The sequence below is a fragment of the Paenibacillus mesotrionivorans genome (assembly GCF_046098205.1).
In the GTDB taxonomy this organism is placed as follows: domain Bacteria; phylum Bacillota; class Bacilli; order Paenibacillales; family NBRC-103111; genus Paenibacillus_AR; species Paenibacillus_AR mesotrionivorans.
In genome coordinates this window covers 220,353-238,152 of sequence record NZ_JBJURJ010000009.1, presented here as the reverse complement: position 1 = coordinate 238,152, position 17,800 = coordinate 220,353, and the positions used below count along the sequence as shown (strand labels likewise).

Here is a 17,800-nt window from a genome sequence, read left to right as displayed (position 1 = left end):
CATGGGGAAGACTCCGGCTGGAGCCCTCCCCATCATGTTTTTCCTAAAAATCACACAAATTTTATCACTTCGGAATAGAGCCGTCTACACCTTTTACAAACCAGTTCATGCCAAGCACTTCATCCAAAGTCAGCTTCTTGCCTTCCGCTACCTTGGTGGCGCCGGATTGGTCTAGGATCGGGCCGGTGAATACGTCCAGGGTGCCGTCAACAATCGCCTTTTGCTTGTCGGCGATCAGCTTCTTGGTTTCGTCGGGAACCTTGTTGCCGAAGGGAGCCAGCGCTACGGTGTTGTCCTTCATGTCGCCGGAGTATTGCTCGGACTTGAAGGTGCCGTCGATTACGGATTTAACAGCCTTCACATAATACGGGCCCCAGTTCCAGACAGGGTTGGTCAGGTAAGCGTCGGGAGCAAAACGGGACATATCGGAGTCGTTGCCGCCTGCGAAGGCGCCGCGCTCTTGGGCCGCCTGAATGGTAGCCGGGGAATCCTGGTAAGCCATCAGCACGTCAGCGCCCTTGTCCAGAAGGGAGATGGCAGCTTGTTTCTCGGTAGCCGGATCATACCAGGTGTTGGACCATACGACCATAACCTTCACGGCCGGGTTTACGCTTTGGGCGCCCAGGGTGTAGGCGTTGATGTTATAGATCACTTCGGGAATCGGGAATGCGCCGACATAGCCGATGACATTCTTCTTGGTAGCTTTGCCTGCGGCGATGCCGGACAGGTAGCTGGCCTGATAGTTCTTGCCGAAGTAAGTACTCATGTTATCAGAGGTTTTGTAGCCGGAGCAGTGGAAGAATTTCACCTTGGGGAATTTCTTGGCCACGTTCAGCGTGTAATCCATATAACCAAAGCTGGTGGTGAACACGATATCGGATTCTTGAGCCAGTTGGGTGATGATCCGCTCGGCGTCAGCGCTCTCCGGTACGTTCTCTACGGCCTTAGCCTTGATGCCCAGCTCCTTCTCCATATACAGACGGCCTTGGTCATGCTGGTAGGTATAACCGCCGTCGCCGGGAGGCCCGATGTAAACAAAGGATACCCGGGGATTCTTGATTCCGGTGGATGCCACTGCAGATGCGGCGGTAGCAGGTGTTACGGTGGAAGCGTTGGATGCGCCCTCGTCTTTTTTGTCGCCGCAGCCGGCAAGGATGGTGGTCAGGCTCAGTGCCGCAGCCAGGCCAAGCTTCAGAAAACTCTTTCTCTTCATGGTTCTCCTCCTTGTAGTTAGAAACGAACGAATAATCCGGGTTCCACCGGTTCGCCGCTCTTATTCCATCAAAAACCGATTCCCCCTGAAAAATCACCAATGAAAGCAATTTTAACATTCGTTCGGTTTTGACCATCGTTTTTCTCAATTTCATTGTGCTTTATGTTAGAAATAATGTCAATACAAAACTTTAGGATTCAAATAAGTTTCAAATGTTCGTGAAATGAGGGTTTTTCAGTTGGTTTTAACTACTATAAAACACGAACGTTCGGATTACACAACGCATGGAATAATCAGCTTGACCGAAGATAAAGTTAGGAAAGCGATTGCAAGTTTTGATGAGGTATGAGGCAGCTGCTATACCTGGGACGACTGCCCGAACGGACACAGGTTCCGCTATTTCCAATAAAACAGGACTATTTCCAGGTATGCGGACCGAGGATCCGTTATATGGGGTCAAACGGGCTTTTTAAGGGTGGATGGAGCGTAATAACGGAACCTCAGTCCGCGAAAATCCCGTTTTGGTACAAATACGGAAAATAACGGATCGTGGGTCCGTAAGAAAATGCTTCTGGACAAGGGACGGATAATAGCACTAAGTCCGGCTGCTTATTGCCGCTGTTACGGCTGGCCAACCGCCATCCAGTCTGCCCATGTTTGCCGCTGACTGGCCGTTACCGCTGACTGGCCGTTGCCTTCTTATTGGCCGTTGCCGCCCAAACACCCCACAACGCAAAAGCCCCTCCGGATCATGCCCGGAGAGGCTTTGCAACTCACTTAATATAGTCGCGGCAGCAGGACAAAGTAGGCAATAACCGAAAGCAGGCCCAATGCCACGGACCATATGCCGACGGATTTGTTGCCCGAGGCGTAGGCGACTGCACCCATTACCACTGCCGCCGGTCCCAATACAGCCGGCCAGAACAGCAAGGACCCGATGGCGAGGACAATAGCAATCCAGGCTGTAGTCCGGTTGCCGCCCTTGTCCCTTTCGTTTCCGGCATCGGCTGCCGGAATCCGTTCCTTGTCGGCCCATTGGCCCACCCGCGGCGCCATCCCGGAGGAAAACGCCTGTCCCGGCCCCAATTCGCCGCTAAACTCGATATATGAATCCTCAATATCCCTGTGGACAGAGCCTAACGACGGGTTTACCCCGTCGATATTCCCTTCCACCCCCAGCTCATCGCTGAATTCGCTGAATGCCTCTTCGTCATCAACGAACTCGGGTTCGTCCACCCGTTTGGCTTCTTCCTTTTCCCAGTCCTTCTCGATCTCCATCTCTAGTGGGCCTCCTCTCTGACAGAAGGCTTCCCTCCATCCTCCGGCCAACCCGGACAAAATGGCCAAAGCCCCCGGACACTTAAGAATTCGGCTTAAAGGTGTGGCAGCAGGTGTTTTTGGAATTGGGCGCATTGTCCTGATGTTCCGTATCGAAGGACTCACCGGCAAATTCAGTGTCGAATTTGGCATTGGCGTGCTGATCCACTTCAATCATGATCAGGTCGGCTCCGCACTTGTTCCCTTTGTTCCAATATGCACAGTTGGAAACGGCACATTTTACGTCAGGCATCGTTATCACCTCCCCCATTCATTGTGCCCCGGGGAAGGGATTTGACCGCTGAGCCGGATCCGTTAAATTTCCCCAGAGGGAAGTATCCGGGACCTGCGTGACGGCCTTGGCAGCTCCGTCAGATAATACAGGAAGGCCAACACAGGAAAACATATACCGGCAAACGATGCCAGCATCCAGCCGCCCTGAGCGTAAGTCCAGCCGCCAACGGCGGAGCCCAAGGCACCCCCTGCAAAGAAAATCGCCATAAACAATCCGTTGACTCGCCCGCGGATTTCATCTCCCAAGGCATAGATAGCCTGCTGGCCCAGCACCAGGTTGCCGGAAACCGCCATGTCCAGCAGTACAGCGGCTGCACAGAAGAAAATGACGGACAGGATTCGGTTGCCTGCAAAAGCGTGAGTCAGCGCAAAGGATAAGGCAGCGGTGACAATGGCAAGGCCGGTCAGCCGCCGGGTCCAGCCCTTGTCGGCCAGTCTCCCGGCAATGGGAGCGGCGATAGCGCCGGCAACACCAACCAAGGCAAAAACCGCGATTTCATTCTGGGAGGCGTGGAAATGGTCGGACAGCCATAAGGGCACCACGGTCCAGAAGAGACTGAAGCTGCCAAACAGACAAGCCTGATACAAGGCTCTTCTGCGCAGGACAGGTTTAGTCCGAAGCAAATCCCAGAGTGACAGTAGAATCTGCGGATAACGCTCCCGGCTCTGGGGGATCCGCTTGGGTAACATGGGAAGCAGCAGCATAATCAGCAGCCCCATCAACACCGCGGACAGAAGGAATACCGCCCGCCAGCCCAACAGGCCTGCAGTAAGGCTGGCGGCAGGCCGGGCCAGCATAATACCCAAGAGCAGACCGCTCATAATATTGCCGACAATCCGGCCGCGCTGGTCCGCCGGAGCCAACGAAGCGGCATAGGGCACCAGGATCTGGGCGCCAACTGAGCCTGCTCCAATAAGAACCGCCGCCGCAAAAAACATGGCCATTCCATTGGCCAGGGCAGCTCCTGTCAGCCCGACAGCAGCCACCCCCAGGGCCATGGATACGAGCCGGCGGTTTTCCAGCAGATCGCTTAAAGGCACGATAAACAATAAGCCGATAACATACCCGATTTGGGTCATCGTGACAATCAGCCCGGATGCAGCCGGCGAAATACCTGCAGATTGGCTGATGGGGCCCACCAAGGGCTGCGCATAATACAGATTCGCCACAATCAGTCCACAGGCAGCAGCTAGGATAAACATCAGCCGCGCTGTCATAGCCGGGGGATTGGATAAGGAATGGAGCCGGTTGTTGGGATTCTTCATCTTCAGGACCTCCAATTCAATTTAAATACTATACGTATCGTTCATTAATTAAATAGTAAACGTACCGTTTAGTTTTGTCAACCCTTTTCATTCCACTTTGGGCCTTATATAATAAACGTATCGTTTTTAAATTCTGAACAAGGGGATTTGTTATGGAAAAAAAGCCTGGCCGCCCAAGAAGCGAAAGCACACGTAAGGCCATTCTGGACGCCGCCTGCCGGCTGCTGGAGGAGCAGGGATTTAAGGCTGTAACCGTGGATGGGATATCCGAACGGGCCGGCGTCAGCAAAGCCACCATCTACAAATGGTGGCCCAATAAAGCCGCTGTTGTGATTGAGGCCTTCTTCGAAGCCTCCGAAGCAAAGCTGACGGTGCCGGATACCGGCTCCGTCCGGCAGGATCTTATTCTGCAGGTCCGGCATCTGGCGGATTTTCTTACAAGCGGGGAAGGCAAAACCATCAAGGAGTTTATTGCCGAAGGGCAATTCGACCCCAAGATTGCGGAGGAATACCGCAGCCGTTATTTTAACCCGCGGCGGCTGATCTCCAAGGGGATTCTGGAGAAGGGTATAGCCCGGGGAGAGCTGCGCCGGGACCTGGATACGGAGCTGGCCATCGATCTGCTCTTCGCCCCCCTCTTCTACCGCCTTCTGATTACAGGGGAGCCGGTGGATGACAGGTTTATCGAGATGTGGATCGGGTATGCCCTTACCGGCTTGTCTGCCGGTACCGAAATAGAAGCGCTGCAGTTTGAGCCCTAATCCCACCTTGACCCCAATTAGACAACAAAAGCTCCGGACGGATCAGTTATCCGCCAGAGCTTTTTTGTTGTTGGGCATTTGCCATTTTGCGCAGAAACATGCCTAACGCGGGGTTGGGATTGCTTTTGTTCCAGACGGCGGCGATCTCCACCATTTCTATTCCATCCTCAAGCGGAATAATGCGCAGATGCCTGGATTGGTTCAGATATTTCATGGTGTACGAAGGCAGCAGCGCCACCCCCATATCGGCCGAAACCATCAGGAGGATGGATTCCGCATCCCGCGATTGCTGGATGATCATGGGCATGGACTGGTTGGCGAGAAAATCCTTGATTCCCGCTCCTCTGCCGCCTGTTTCCCGGTAGGAGGCGTCCATCAGCAGCAACTGCTCATGCTGCAGCTCCTCCAATCTCAGGGAAGGACGGTCCGCCAGCGGGTGGCCGGGATACACCACCGCCACCAGCGGATATCTCCGAACGGTGCGGCGCTCCAGTTCCTCATGAGTGCCCAGACCGTTGGCTATGGTGAACACAATATCCAAATCCCGGCTTTCCGCCGCACGGTACAGCTCCTCCGCATTGTTGCGGGTGAAGGACATGAACACATGGGGATAGTCCTTGTGAAAATCCAGGATCAGATTGGAGAAGGAGGTTTTTTCGTAGCCCTTCACAAACCCGATGTTAAGGGAGCCGGCAATGCCACCGGCAGCCAGATGGACTCTTTCGACGGCTTCCTCCGCACGGTTCAGGATGGCTTTGGCCTCCTGCAGGAAAACAAATCCGGCCGGAGTGAGCTCCACACGGTGTTTGGAGCGGATGAACAGCTTCGCCCCCAGACGGTCCTCCAGAGCCATAATCTGCTTGGTGATGGCCGTTTGGGAGATATAAAACTTCCGGGCGGCCTTGGTAAAGTTCAAGGTTTCCGCTACGGCCACAAAATATTCCAGCTGCTTCAGGTTCATAGGCGCCTCTTCACCTTTTAATAACTTTTAGTTATTATAGCGTGCAAAATCAATATTGGAAATACACGGATCCCGTCTATATAGTGTTTGTTTAGAACAGATTGCCGGGAGGGATCGGAAGACTCATGCTCAAGAACATACAGGCGATCCCGGCCGGCCTGAGCGTATAGCCCCTTCGTGGAAACAGCAACCGCCCAGCTTTCCTTCGTTGTGGTGGTGAGCGCATTGGCCACTCCGCTGTTTGTCAAGATGCTGACCGCAAAAGCAAAAGCGGACAATCATAAAACCCATTTTACATTGACAGGAGAGAAGCAGGTTGAAGCTGATCGCATTTGAAGTCCGTGATGACGAAAGGGAAATATTCGGGCAATTGTCCGCTGAATTCGGCTGGGAGACTGAACTGGTGGAGGAGATTCTGACGCTTGATAACGCGGAGCGGGTCAGGGGCTATGACGGCGTTACCATCCTGGGCCACAGCCTGCTCACCCCCGAAATTCAGGACAAACTAATGGAGATGGGCATCTCCTGCTGCTCCACCCGAACAGTGGGCTACGACCATATCGATGTCCAACATGCCCGCAAGATCGGCTTGCGGATCTGCAACTCGGATTACCCGCCAACCGGTGTCGCCGACTATACGATCATGCTGATGCTGATGGTGCTCCGCCATTACAAGCAGGCGCTGTGGAGAGGCCAAGTCAACGATTATTCCCTTAAGGGCCTGCGGGGCAGAGAGCTGCATGACCTGACCATCGGCGTTGTAGGAACCGGCCGGATCGGCAAAGCCGTTATTCAAAACCTCAGCGGTTTCGGCTCCAAAATCCTGGCTTATGATGTGCACAAGGACCCGGAGGTGGCAGAAAAGGCGCAGTATGTGGACCTGGAAACCATCTACAGGGAAAGTGATGTGATATCCCTCCATACCCCCTTGAATGACAGCACCCTGTACATGATTAACCGGGACACGCTTGCGCGGATGAAGGACGGAGTGGTTCTGGTCAATTGCGCCAGAGGGGAATTGATGGACGTGGAGGCTCTGATTTGGGGCATCGAAAATCACAAAATCGGCGCTTTGGCACTGGATGTGATCGAGGGTGAAAGCGGCATTTATCACCGGGACCGGCGAACGGATATCCTGCAGAATAAAAACATGGCGTATTTGCGCCAATTTCCCAATACCGTCATGACCCAGCATCTGGCCTTCTATACGGATACCGCCGTGGCCTCTATGGTTCGCTGTGCCTTCGAAGGAATCGCCAGCTTCACGTCGGGCCAGCCCTGCAGAACGGAAATCAAATAAGTTTTTTTATAAAATCAAAAAAGATGCCGCGGGGCATCTTTTTTGTTTGCTTAAAGACAGCTCTGCCCGAGGACAGGGCTTATATTTTTTCGCCCTGCATACGGCGTTTGGTAATGTAGTCGGTTTCGTAATAAGTCAGATCCTCGCGCAGCTCCTCAAAAATCTTGGACAGCTCGATGGTCAGGTCACGGACCAGGCGGCTGGGCTTCTTGCGGAAGCGGATGGCATCCTGGCCTGTATAGGCATACCGGCCGTCCTCGGAGTAGCATTCGTTCTTGGGATAGAAGAAATTGTTGACGCAGTTATGATAAACGTCGTACAGCACCTTTTCGGAATAGTCCAGATTGAATTGGGGACGGCGCAGACTGACGCCAAGCTTCTCGTACGCAACCTCCGCGAATACCAGAAGATGCCGGGTATCCTGAAGATACGCCCGGTAAAACTCGTCCATAGCCGGATCGGTTTCGGTGTTCAGCTGCTCCAGAGAATGATGGTTTAAGAACAGCTCCATCTTGGCGGTGGCTTCCTTGAGCTTAACCCGGGTGGTCTCGCATAAATTCTTTACGTTGTCATTGGGCATAACAAAATGTCCTCCTAAATGGTAATCCGTCAATACTGCCAAGACTCGGCGAGGCAGCGCGTCTTCCAGCTCTATCGTACCACAAACGGCAGGGAATCGGAATCCGAAAAGCCGCGTTCTGCATAAAAAGCACCTCCGGTTCCAACCCTAAGTCTGGACTTCAACAAACCTACGGCCGTGCCCATGCTGGCGCAACGTTTAAGGAGGAATAGCATTGAGGAGGCAAATTGTAACCATTGCTGCGCTGGCTCTGCTGGCGGTGCTGCTGACCCCCCGTGACGGGGACAAAGGAACCAGACAGCAGCAGTTGGACGAGGGCAATGTTTCCCCGGCACATGAGCTGAACATCAAGCAGCTGCAGGTGGCGGATGATGTAGAGGCAACCAACATCCTGTGCCGGAAGCAGTGTGCCGTGGACCTGCGCAAGGCGGCGGCGGAGCTGGCGGCGGCCGGTCCCCGTGCTGCCGGAGCCCATTTGGCTGCCTTGCAGGCAGAGCATCCCCATATGGCAAGATTGTATGTCACGCTGGGCCCGGAAGATGTTCACATGGATGGTATGCTGGCAGGCGAGGTCGCCCCGGAGATTTTGGAGAAGGCCCAGCCCGAGCTGGATAAGGCCCTTCATATGGCGGCTATGGGCGGGGAATACCAATCTCCGGCCATTACCACCTCCGACGGAACCTATTTCGTCATGTCCGGCATGGATCCCGGCGGCAGCCGTTCGGTTGTGACCGCGCTGGTCCGCCAGAGCATCCTGGGCAAGGTGAAAGAACACCAAATCCGAAATCTGCGGGTGGTTCCGTATCCGGCAGAAGGCAACTGGAAGATCGAATCCGTAGATACGGATACGCTCACGGACGTTACCGTGGATCATCCGGAGGAAAATGAAGGCACCAGCCACTACCATAAGAATCAGGTGGTGGTGAAATTCGCCACACCTCCCACGGAGGAGGAGCTGAAGCGCATCGCCCGGGAGCTTCATGCGGGGCCTGCCCAAAAGCTGGGCTACACCTATGTGTTCGAATCCTCCGATATGGAGGCCCAGCAGATGATGGCCTATTTCAAGGGCTGGAATGTGGAATATGCGGAGCCCCATTATCTTTATTTGACCAATGACAGACTGCGCTTTACTAAATCCGCTGAGGTTACAGAGGGCGGCCGGAACAACGCCATGGACATGAACGGCGGCGTGCCCAATGACGCTCTCTATTCCCGTTACCAATGGAATCTGCCGCTAATTGAAACCCTTCAGGGCTGGAACATCGGCAGGGGCAGCCAGGACGTGAAGGTAGCGGTTGTGGATACGGGTGTGGACCTGAACCATCCGGATTTGAAGGAAAATCTGCTGGGGGGAACCAACATCGTGTCCCAAGGAACCACTCCGCCCCAGGACGACGTTGGGCATGGCACTCACGTCGCCGGGATTATCTCGGCTCTGGTCAATAACAACGAAGGGGTAGCGGGTATGACTTGGTTTAACCCCATTCTGCCCATCAAGGTCCTGGACGCCTCCGGCTCCGGCAGCACCTATGCGGTAGCCCAGGGTATTATCTGGGCGGCGGATCACGGAGCCAAGGTGATTAATTTAAGCCTAGGCAATTACGCCGACGCACAGTTTTTGCATGACGCCATCAAATACGCCTACGACAAAGACGTTGTGCTGATTGCCGCCAGCGGCAACGACAATACGGAGCGTCCGGGATATCCCGCCGCGTATGAGGAAGTATTTGCGGTGGCAGCCACCGACGCCAAGAAGAACAAAGCCAGCTTCTCCAATTACGGCAATTACATTGATGTGGCCGCTCCCGGCGTCAGCATTCCCAGCACCTATCCCGACAACCAGTATGCGGCGTTATCCGGCACCTCCATGGCCAGCCCTCATGTGTCCGCGCTGGCTGCGCTTATCCGCTCGGCCAACCCGCTGCTGAAAAACACCGAGGTTATGGAAATTATGCGCAAGTCGGCTTCGGATATCGGGGAACCGGGCAGAGACAAATATTTCGGCTACGGCTTGATCGATGTGGTTAAAGCGCTGGAAATGGCCGATACCAGCCGGAATTCCCTGAGCTATATGCCGGAATGGCTGTCCCGTCAGCTGGAACGCTGGGCAGGGGAGCAGCCGGTCCGGTAAAATCCGGAACCACCCCCTTCCTAATACCACTAAAGCCGCTTCCCGCCTGATGTAAGGAATCAGGTAAAGGAAGCGGCTTTTTGGGGCGGAAACTATGGGATTACTCCTTCACCCTCCGTACGGCCCCGTACGCCGCGGAGGAGGAGCTTGATGCATACAGACGAAGCAGCTTGCTGGCCTCTTGCCTGATAAACTCCAGATGTTTGGCCCGCTCCGCCAGCTCCTCCTCGGAAACCTCCAGATGGATTAGGCGCTTCTGGACGTCAATCACCACAGTATCCCCGTCACGGACCAGTGCGATAACCCCACCGTCTGCGGCCTCAGGGCTGGCATAGCCGATGGACAACCCTGCGCTGGCGCCGGAGAAACGTCCGTCTGTGACAAGCGCCACCCGCTTGAACTTGCCCAGAATCTCCGTACATCGGTGAAGCTCACGCATGCCGGGTCCGCCGCGGGGGCCTTCGTAACGGATGATCACCGCGTCACCCTCCTGGATTTTGCCTTCGTCATAGGCGTGGTCGAACTCCTCCTCGGAGTTGAATACCCGGGCAGGGCCGCTGAACTCGCGGAGCTCGGGGGCAACGGCAGACTGCTTGATGAGACAGCCGTCGGCCGCCAGATTCCCCGTCAGCACGGCGATACCGCCTTCGTTATCAATCGGCGAATCGATAAAATGGATTACATCGCGGTCCGTTACCTCGGCCTCCGCAATATTGCCGCTCATGGTGTGCCCTGTAACGGTAAGGGCCTCCCCGCGGATCAGTCCGCCAAGCTCCTTCATCAGCGCCGGCAGCCCGCCTGCTCGCTGCAGGTCATTGGTGGTGTATTCCTGGTTGTTCGGGGTAACTCCGGCCAGGAAGGGCACTCTGCGGCTGATCTCGTCAAACAGATCCAGAGGCAGGGACAAACCCAGCTCATGGGCAATCGCCGGCAGATGCAAGCAAGCATTCAGGGAGCCGCCCATGGCCAGCAGCACCGAAATCGCATTTTCGAAGGCAGCCTGAGTCATGATCTGGCTGGGGGTAATCCCCTGGCGCACTAGTTGGACCGCCTGGCGGCCCGCCTCCTCGGCGGCATCCAGCTGCTCGTCGGACAGCGCCTGCATCCATGAGGTGTAAGGAAGTGACATGCCGAGTGCCTCGGACATGCCCTGCATAGTATTGGCCGTACCCAGGAAGGGGCAGGCGCCGGGGCCGGGGTAATACTGGTTGGTGACCTCCACCAAACCTTGCTCATCCAGCTTGCCGTCCAAAAAAGCCCGCCGTGCGGCTTTGGATTCCTTGGGCTTGATGTGGTTGGGCATAACGCCTCCCAGCACCACTACGCTGGGCAGATTCAGCCGGGCAGCCGCCATCAGCATGCCGGGGACAATTTTATCGCAGGAGCTCAGCACTACCATACCGTCGAAGATCCCGTGACCGTTCACCATAATTTCCACACTGTCGGCGATGGTTTCCCGGCTGGGCAAGGAATATTTCATGCCTTGATGACCCTGGGCAATGCCGTCGCACACGGCGATGGTGTTGAATTCAAGAGCAACGCCTCCCGCCGCCTCCACGCCCTGCTTCACACGGTCTGCCAGCTGGCGCAGATGTACATGGCCGGGCACAATTTCATTCCAGGAGTTGGCGATGGCAATCACAGGCTTATCCAGACTTTTATAGTCGACTCCGCAGGAGCACAGATGCGCCTTCAGTATGGCGCGGGTGAAAGGAGCAATTTCCGAAATGCGGTTTTTCACAGCTTCTCCTCCTCGTGAAATTTTTCTCTTACTGCCATAATAAAAAAAATTTTTTCATTTTACAACAGCTAAAATGTGAATTTTTTTCTTTTTTCACACCTCCGGAAAGCACACAAAAAAACGCCTGTTAGCTTACAGGCGTTTCGTGGAGATAACCTCCCGGATTTTTTGCAGGTTGCCCAGCGTCTCCTCCTGCCTGGCCAGGGACAGCCCCACGTAGAGGCTATCGATGATACACAGCTGGGCGATTCGCGCGGAGATGGCTTCCGTCCGGAAGGAGGTTTCGCGGGTGGAACTGTACAGCTTCACGTCCGCCAGCTGAGCCAGGGAGGATTTGGTGTAGCTGGTGATGACGATGGTTTTGGCACCGGTTTTGCCAGCCGCCTTCACCACTTCGATGAGGTCCTTGCTGCTGCCCGAGTGGGAGATGGCCAGCACCACACTTTCCGGCCCCAACAATGCGGCTGTTGTCAGCTGCAGATGAGGATCGGAGTGCATGACGCAGCTGATGCCGGCCCGGATGAATTTGTTGTAGGCATCCATAGCGATAGGCGCCGAACCGCCTACGGCATAGATGCACACGTTGCGGGCGCTGTTCAAAAGCTGCACCGCCGCGATTAAGGACTGTGTGTCCAGAAGCTGGAGAGTATCCGTAATCCCGATAATATTGGAGGTGAACACCTTGCGGGCCACCTGGGCCATATCGTCCTCCGGCAGGACCTCCTCGTGGATATTCTGCACCGGCTGCTCCACCATTTCGCCGGCCAGGGAAATCTTGAGCTCTTGGTAGCCCTTCATGCCGATCAGGCGGCACAGCCGGAATATCGTGGCCTCTGCGCAGCGGGTAACCTCCGCCAGCTGGGTAATGGACAGGTGGACCACATCCTGAGGCTGGGCCAGAATATGGTCGGCCACTGTTTTGACCTTAGGCGGAAGATCTTTGTACACAGCCTGTATCCGGGCCAGGCCGCTGTTTGGGGTACGGGCTTTCACAGTCTTCACCGCCTACTATTATAGGAATAAGTTTTTTGTACCGTTGAGGATCATTATAAAAAAAATTTTTTCTTTCAGCAATATGGGAGTCTTCTATTCCTGTTCCTGCCGCAAAAAAGAAAACGGCTCCCGGCTGCAAATCGCCGAAAACCGTTTCCGAGATTCTCACATCAATGGAAAGCTTGCCGTAAGCCGGGTTCTGTACCTCGGGTGGTGATAACGGGGGTTAGCCCTCCCACCAATGAGGCGACAATCATCTATCTAGGCCGTACATTGCTGCATGGCTCAAGCGACCAACCCGAACGCGCCTCGGGCTAAGGCTGGGGCGCGAAGCCCCTGCGTTCCTCTAGGTCTTGCTCCGGATGGGGTTTACCAGGCGCTATGTCACCATAGCCCCTCGTGGTCTCTTACACCACGGTTCCACCCTTGCCTGTGCGCCATCCGCTTTACGAGAAAGCGGCTGCGCCATCGGCGGTCCGTTTCTGTGGCACTATCCTTCAACTCGCGCTGACTGGACGTTATCCAGCATCCTGCCCTATGGAGCCCGGACTTTCCTCCCGCGGCTTACGCCGCCGGCGATTGTCTGTCAAACTTTCCGTTGCATTCTGTAGTATACAGGCTTAGCCGCCGAAATTCAACCCGCAGAATTATGAAGCTGCGGGCACAGCAATTCGGAAGACATGCTCCGACAAGTATCCGGCCTTGCTCTCCGCTATCCCGGCCAATCTAACGGAAGCCACAGCCCTTATTTGGCCAAAAAGCCGCTTTTCAAAAATCTAACGGAAGTGAGCGCCGCTATTTGCCGCAACAATGGCCGGTTCAGGTCCATTTGCCGGAAATAACGGCCGCAGCCGCCGTTAGAAATCCGGCAGAGCCCTTTGAGGAGAAATAACGCCTCTCACCGCCGTTAGAATCCCCGCAGACCCACGGCCTTCGCCGGACTTGAAAATAAGGCTGCAAGGTCACTCCTGCAGCTTGCTGCCCCCTCCGGACGTTGTATCCCGGATATGGTCCAGCTCCTCCTTGGCATCCCGGACGATACACTTCAGCCCGATCCCCAGCACCACTGAAAACACCGAAGACAAAAAGAACATGGTGAACCAGATTCCGTTCCGTACATAGTTGCCGTTGCTGAACTCAAAAATCTGGTCTCCTACCGAACCCTTGAACAAAATCCCCAGAGAAATAACAAACAACAGCCCGCCGGCAATAAACAGAACATGGGCCATCCGGTTGGTCCGTTCAAAATACCGCATAGACATTCCCTCCCTAAGAGTTAATCTACACGAACCGGAACACCTCGGTGTCAACGGACGAGGCAACGGCCACCGTTTCCCACTTCTTCTCCTGAAAACGCCGGTTCAGAAAATCCGCCACACCCGGCTTCATAATCTTCTCCACGTTGTGGCCGGGATCAATTACAGCAAGCCCCGCCGCCAATGCGTCATGAGCCGCGTGGTAATCCACATCTCCCGTGATCAGCACATCAGCGCCCGCAAACAGCGCGTGGCGGATATACCGTCCGCCGCTGCCTCCAAGCACCGCAACCTTGCGGATTTCACGCTCAGGGTCTCCTACAAGCCGCAGCGCGGACACGCCGAACGCCTGCTTCACCCGCTCTGCCAGCTCACCCAGGGTGCAGCTATCCGGGAGTTTGCCCACCCGGCCCAAGCCGAAGGCACGTCCCTTCAGATCCATCGGATACAGATCGTAAGCCACTTCCTCATACGGATGAGCCTTGAGCATAGCGGTGACCACCCGCTTTTCCACCGTTTCGGGGACGATGGTTTCCAGCCGGATTTCCTCCACCTGCTCCAGCTTGCCTGCCTCCCCGATAAAGGGGTCCGCACCGTCCCGGGGCACGAAGGTACCCTGGCCTTCAATATTAAAAGAGCAATTGCTGTATTTGCCGATCCAGCCGGCTCCTGCACCGAACACCGCCTGCTGGACCTTCCCATGGTGATCCTTCGGGACAAATACCACCAGCTTTTTGAGCTTCTCCGTGTGGACCTCCTCCAGATGGGTAAGTCCCGTAAGCCCAAGAGCCTCTGCCAGCAGATCATTCACTCCGCCTTCCGCCACATCCAGATTGGTGTGCGCGATATACACAGCAATGTCATGCTTGATCAGCTTGGCATACAAGCTTCCCGCTGGCGTATCCGTGCGCAGATGGGCGATAGGCCTGAATATGATGGCATGATGGGCAATAATCAGCTCCGCTCCCTCACGGATGGCCTCGTCCACCACCTCGTGGGTCACATCCAGCGCCACCAGCACCTTGCGGATCTCCTTCTGCAATGTGCCCAATTGCAGTCCGATGCTGTCATTGGGCTGGGCATAATGCTTGGGCGCCAGCTCTTCCATCAGTTGAATAACGGTTTGTCCTTTTGCAAGCATGCCATCAGCTCCTTCAACCGGTTGATGTCCTCCAAGACCTTCAATCGCTTCAGGCGGGCCTCCTCCAGCTCCGAGCTTTCCATCGAACGGGCCACCCGCTCCAGCTTGGCGGTTTCCCGCCGCCATTTCTCCAGGAACACCGGCTCCGCCTGCTTCATCAGATACGGACCGAAGGCCAGCCAATCCGCCTCGCCCAGCACACCGAAACCCGCCAGCTCCCGCTCACGGTACAATTCCGCCTCCGCGGCGGCTCCGCCTTCAGTCTCATCCGCAGGGCATGCGGACAGAATCTCATATATTTTACCGTCTTCCTCCAAAATCTCCTCACCCAGCAGCAGCCACCCGTGCCGGCGAAGCCAGACGCGCACCTGCATCTCGCCTACATTGGGCTGCAGCAGCAGATGGCGTACGCCGGCCAGCTTGCCCTTCACACGGCCCGCCTCCAGAATCTCGGCGATCAGCGCTCCGCCCATTCCGGCGATGGTGACCGTATCCGCCTCCCCCGGCTCCAGCACATCCAGGCCGTTGCCCTGCCGCACCTCCACAACCGCGCCAAGACCCGCTGCGGCTATCTGGCGTTTGGCAGCTTCAAAAGGGCCTTTATTCAGCTCCCCAGCAATCCCACGGGCAATTCTGCCGCTTTGGGCAAGATGCGCCGGCAGCAGCGCATGGTCCGAGCCGATATCCGCCAGGCGGCAGCCCGGCTTCACCTGGGCGGCAATAGCCCCCAGGCGTTTTGACAGAAGTATCATCTACATAACCCACTCTACCCATTTTTTTCGCAAAGCGAACAGCACACCGCCGCCGACGGCCAGCTTTGCGCCCAGCAGGAGCTGCAGGACGTCCTTATCCAGACCGGTCCATACAAACCCGTACAGCTCCCCTCCAAACCAGCACAGCACACCGGTCAGGAAAAATACGGCGGAAATCTGCTTATTCACATGGTGCAGCAGCCATGCAAGCCAGCACAGCACCAAGCTTAGGGGGACCCAGGAGAGCTCCACCCCGATCCAATCGATATCCGTTATATTGTGCCGCAAAACAAAGGCATAAATCAAGAGCAGCAGCAGCCACCCGGCAAAATGGAACACCGGGAATTTGGCGGCGATGCCCGTCAAAATCCAGATCATCCCGCATAAAGCCACCACAAACACCAGAGGCACCGTGCCTGCTTCCCGCAAATGGAGAAGATAGATGCCGCCCAAGAGCAAAATGCCCGATGCACCGCCGAAGCAAAGGCAGGAAACCAGAGGCTGCTTGACCCGCTGTGCGGCCCCTACCAGATACAGGGTTACTGCCAGCACAGCCAGAACCCCGGTTTGCATCCAGAACGAAAAAGATGTAAAATGAAGACCAATAAAGGAAATGATTCCCGTAATTGCAATAATCGACATCCATGTTTTCCAGTTGCTGTTACTGACCGCCTTTTGTGAGATGCCCAGTACCGACGGGCCTTCCACCTCACGCTCATCCATATACAAATTCATAAGGAAATCACAATAATGCTCTGGCAGCAGCTTGCTTCTCCGCCACTTGTCGATTTCCGCCACAATGATCTGAACCTTGTCCTGATCCATCTCCCGTCACCTCAGCCGATTCCTGATACAATCCTTACCTTATATCGGCTCCTGCAGGCATTTTTTTTACAAAGAAAGCCCCGCCGCTTCAGGCAGGGCTAACATACACGAAAGAATATTGGTTTCACACCGGGGACAATTCTACTCCAGGAAGTCCTTCAGGCGTTTGCTGCGGCTGGGATGGCGAAGCTTGCGGAGAGCCTTGGCTTCAATCTGGCGGATCCGTTCCCGGGTTACGCCAAAGACCTTGCCCACTTCCTCCAGCGTCCGGGTCCGTCCGTCATCCAGGCCGAAACGAAGGCGGAGCACATTCTCCTCACGTTCGGTCAGGGTGTCCAGCACATCCTCCAGCTGCTCCTTCAAGAGCTCGTAAGCGGCAGCGTCCGCCGGCGCCAGAGCCTCCTGATCCTCAATGAAATCCCCCAGATGGGAATCATCTTCCTCACCGATGGGCGTTTCCAGGGATACCGGCTCCTGGGCGATTTTCATAATCTCCCGGACCTTATCCGTGGACAGCTCCATCTCCTTGGCGATTTCCTCTGGAGTCGGCTCACGTCCCAGCTCCTGCAGAAGCTGGCGGGAGACACGGATCAGCTTGTTGATGGTCTCCACCATATGTACCGGTATCCGGATGGTTCTTGCCTGGTCTGCGATGGCCCGGGTAATCGCTTGGCGGATCCACCAGGTGGCGTAGGTGCTGAACTTGTACCCCTTGGTATGGTCAAACTTCTCCACGGCTTTGATCAAGCCCATGTTCCCTTCCTGAATGAGGTCCAGAAACAGCATACCGCGGCCGACATAACGTTTGGCAATGCTGACTACCAGCCGGAGATTGGCTTCCGCCAGCCGGCGCTTGGCTTCCTCGTCGCCGTTCTCGATCCGTTTGGCCAACCCTACCTCATCTTCTGCGGAGAGCAGCGGCACGCGGCCGATTTCCTTCAGATACATCCGGACAGGGTCATTGATCTTGATGCCCGGGGGAAGGGACAGGTCATCGTCGAAATTAAATTCATCATGCTCCTGATCGTCGTGGGACATTGCCGGCATATCGTCCTCTTCGGATTCATTGCCTACCTCTATGCCCAGTTCGGAGAGCTGCTCGAAGAATTCGTCTATTTGTTCCGGGTCCTGATCGAAGGGCGACAGGCGCTCCATGATGTCCTTATACGTAAGTGATGAGCGCTTTTTGCCCAGTTCAATCAGTTGTTCCTTCACCTGGTCCAAGGTTAGTTCTGACTCGAGCTCTGTGTGTTGATCGTTCGCCATTTC

General features: G+C 55.5%; 17 protein-coding genes and 1 other RNA gene. 4 read left to right on the top strand and 14 right to left on the bottom strand.

All coding sequences use genetic code 11. From position 1 onward, the window contains the following. Window positions 1–64: 64 nt before the first annotated feature. From ACI1P1_RS15665 to ACI1P1_RS15650, 4 genes are all read right to left on the bottom strand, one after another. Window positions 65–1,213 carry a BMP family ABC transporter substrate-binding protein gene (locus tag ACI1P1_RS15665; protein WP_416217349.1) on the bottom strand — a complete coding sequence of 383 codons (1,149 nt, stop codon included), beginning with the start codon at window positions 1,211–1,213 and terminating at the stop codon, window positions 65–67. 777 nt (window positions 1,214–1,990) lie between these two features. Beyond that, the gene (locus ACI1P1_RS15660; RefSeq protein ID WP_416217348.1) at window positions 1,991–2,491 is read right to left on the bottom strand and encodes a hypothetical protein; all 501 of its coding nucleotides are present in this window, start codon (window positions 2,489–2,491) and stop codon (window positions 1,991–1,993) included. A gap of 82 nt (window positions 2,492–2,573) precedes the next feature. Continuing rightward, the gene (locus ACI1P1_RS15655; protein WP_416217347.1) at window positions 2,574–2,783 is read right to left on the bottom strand and encodes a DUF1540 domain-containing protein; all 210 of its coding nucleotides are present in this window, start codon (window positions 2,781–2,783) and stop codon (window positions 2,574–2,576) included. Between the two features lie 62 nt (window positions 2,784–2,845). After that, window positions 2,846–4,090, bottom strand: coding sequence for an MFS transporter (locus ACI1P1_RS15650; protein WP_416217346.1), 1,245 nt, complete (start codon window positions 4,088–4,090; stop codon window positions 2,846–2,848). A gap of 152 nt (window positions 4,091–4,242) precedes the next feature. On the opposite strand from ACI1P1_RS15650, the gene ACI1P1_RS15645 reads away from it, so the two are divergent. Then, window positions 4,243–4,851, top strand: coding sequence for a TetR/AcrR family transcriptional regulator (locus ACI1P1_RS15645; RefSeq protein WP_416217345.1), 609 nt, complete (start codon window positions 4,243–4,245; stop codon window positions 4,849–4,851). A gap of 46 nt (window positions 4,852–4,897) precedes the next feature. On the opposite strand, the gene ACI1P1_RS15640 is transcribed toward ACI1P1_RS15645, so the two are convergent. Then, the gene (locus tag ACI1P1_RS15640) at window positions 4,898–5,812 is read right to left on the bottom strand and encodes a LysR family transcriptional regulator (protein WP_416217344.1); all 915 of its coding nucleotides are present in this window, start codon (window positions 5,810–5,812) and stop codon (window positions 4,898–4,900) included. 177 nt (window positions 5,813–5,989) lie between these two features. Between ACI1P1_RS15640 and ACI1P1_RS15635 the strand changes: the two genes are divergently transcribed. Further along, window positions 5,990–6,148: a hypothetical protein gene (locus ACI1P1_RS15635; RefSeq protein WP_416217343.1), complete on the top strand. Its 159-nt coding sequence runs from the start codon at window positions 5,990–5,992 to the stop codon at window positions 6,146–6,148. Beyond that, window positions 6,129–7,112: a D-isomer specific 2-hydroxyacid dehydrogenase family protein gene (locus ACI1P1_RS15630; protein ID WP_416217342.1), complete on the top strand. Its 984-nt coding sequence runs from the start codon at window positions 6,129–6,131 to the stop codon at window positions 7,110–7,112. The genes ACI1P1_RS15635 and ACI1P1_RS15630 overlap by 20 nt, the downstream gene beginning before the upstream one ends. Window positions 7,113–7,191: 79 nt before the next feature. Here the strand turns inward: ACI1P1_RS15630 and ACI1P1_RS15625 are convergent, their stop codons facing one another. Continuing rightward, window positions 7,192–7,692, bottom strand: a complete 501-nt coding sequence (locus ACI1P1_RS15625) for a YpuI family protein (RefSeq protein ID WP_416217341.1) — start codon at window positions 7,690–7,692, stop codon at window positions 7,192–7,194. A gap of 214 nt (window positions 7,693–7,906) precedes the next feature. Between ACI1P1_RS15625 and ACI1P1_RS15620 the strand changes: the two genes are divergently transcribed. After that, a complete protein-coding gene (locus tag ACI1P1_RS15620; RefSeq protein ID WP_416217340.1) occupies window positions 7,907–9,823 on the top strand; it encodes a S8 family peptidase in 1,917 nt (638 codons plus the stop codon). Window positions 9,824–9,923: 100 nt separating this feature from the next. On the opposite strand, the gene ilvD is transcribed toward ACI1P1_RS15620, so the two are convergent. From ilvD to rpoD, 8 genes are all read right to left on the bottom strand, one after another. Next, window positions 9,924–11,564 carry a dihydroxy-acid dehydratase gene (gene ilvD / locus ACI1P1_RS15615; protein WP_416217339.1) on the bottom strand — a complete coding sequence of 547 codons (1,641 nt, stop codon included), beginning with the start codon at window positions 11,562–11,564 and terminating at the stop codon, window positions 9,924–9,926. Window positions 11,565–11,696: 132 nt separating this feature from the next. Next, window positions 11,697–12,557 (bottom strand): MurR/RpiR family transcriptional regulator, encoded by an 861-nt coding sequence (locus ACI1P1_RS15610; protein WP_416217338.1) that lies wholly within the window; start codon window positions 12,555–12,557, stop codon window positions 11,697–11,699. Between the two features lie 173 nt (window positions 12,558–12,730). Beyond that, window positions 12,731–13,152, bottom strand: an RNA gene (gene rnpB / locus ACI1P1_RS15605) — RNase P RNA component class A. A gap of 367 nt (window positions 13,153–13,519) precedes the next feature. After that, window positions 13,520–13,813 (bottom strand): hypothetical protein, encoded by a 294-nt coding sequence (locus ACI1P1_RS15600; protein ID WP_416217337.1) that lies wholly within the window; start codon window positions 13,811–13,813, stop codon window positions 13,520–13,522. Window positions 13,814–13,838: 25 nt separating this feature from the next. Next, window positions 13,839–14,954, bottom strand: a complete 1,116-nt coding sequence (locus tag ACI1P1_RS15595) for a Nif3-like dinuclear metal center hexameric protein (protein WP_416217336.1) — start codon at window positions 14,952–14,954, stop codon at window positions 13,839–13,841. After that, complete coding sequence (locus ACI1P1_RS15590) at window positions 14,921–15,706, bottom strand: tRNA (adenine(22)-N(1))-methyltransferase (RefSeq protein WP_416217335.1); 786 nt, start codon at window positions 15,704–15,706, stop codon at window positions 14,921–14,923. The genes ACI1P1_RS15595 and ACI1P1_RS15590 overlap by 34 nt, the downstream gene beginning before the upstream one ends. Further along, entirely contained in the window at window positions 15,707–16,531 is an 825-nt protein-coding gene (locus ACI1P1_RS15585) for a hypothetical protein (protein ID WP_416217334.1), read from the bottom strand. A gap of 141 nt (window positions 16,532–16,672) precedes the next feature. Then, window positions 16,673–17,797 carry an RNA polymerase sigma factor RpoD gene (gene rpoD / locus ACI1P1_RS15580; protein WP_416217333.1) on the bottom strand — a complete coding sequence of 375 codons (1,125 nt, stop codon included), beginning with the start codon at window positions 17,795–17,797 and terminating at the stop codon, window positions 16,673–16,675. Window positions 17,798–17,800 lie beyond the last annotated feature (3 nt).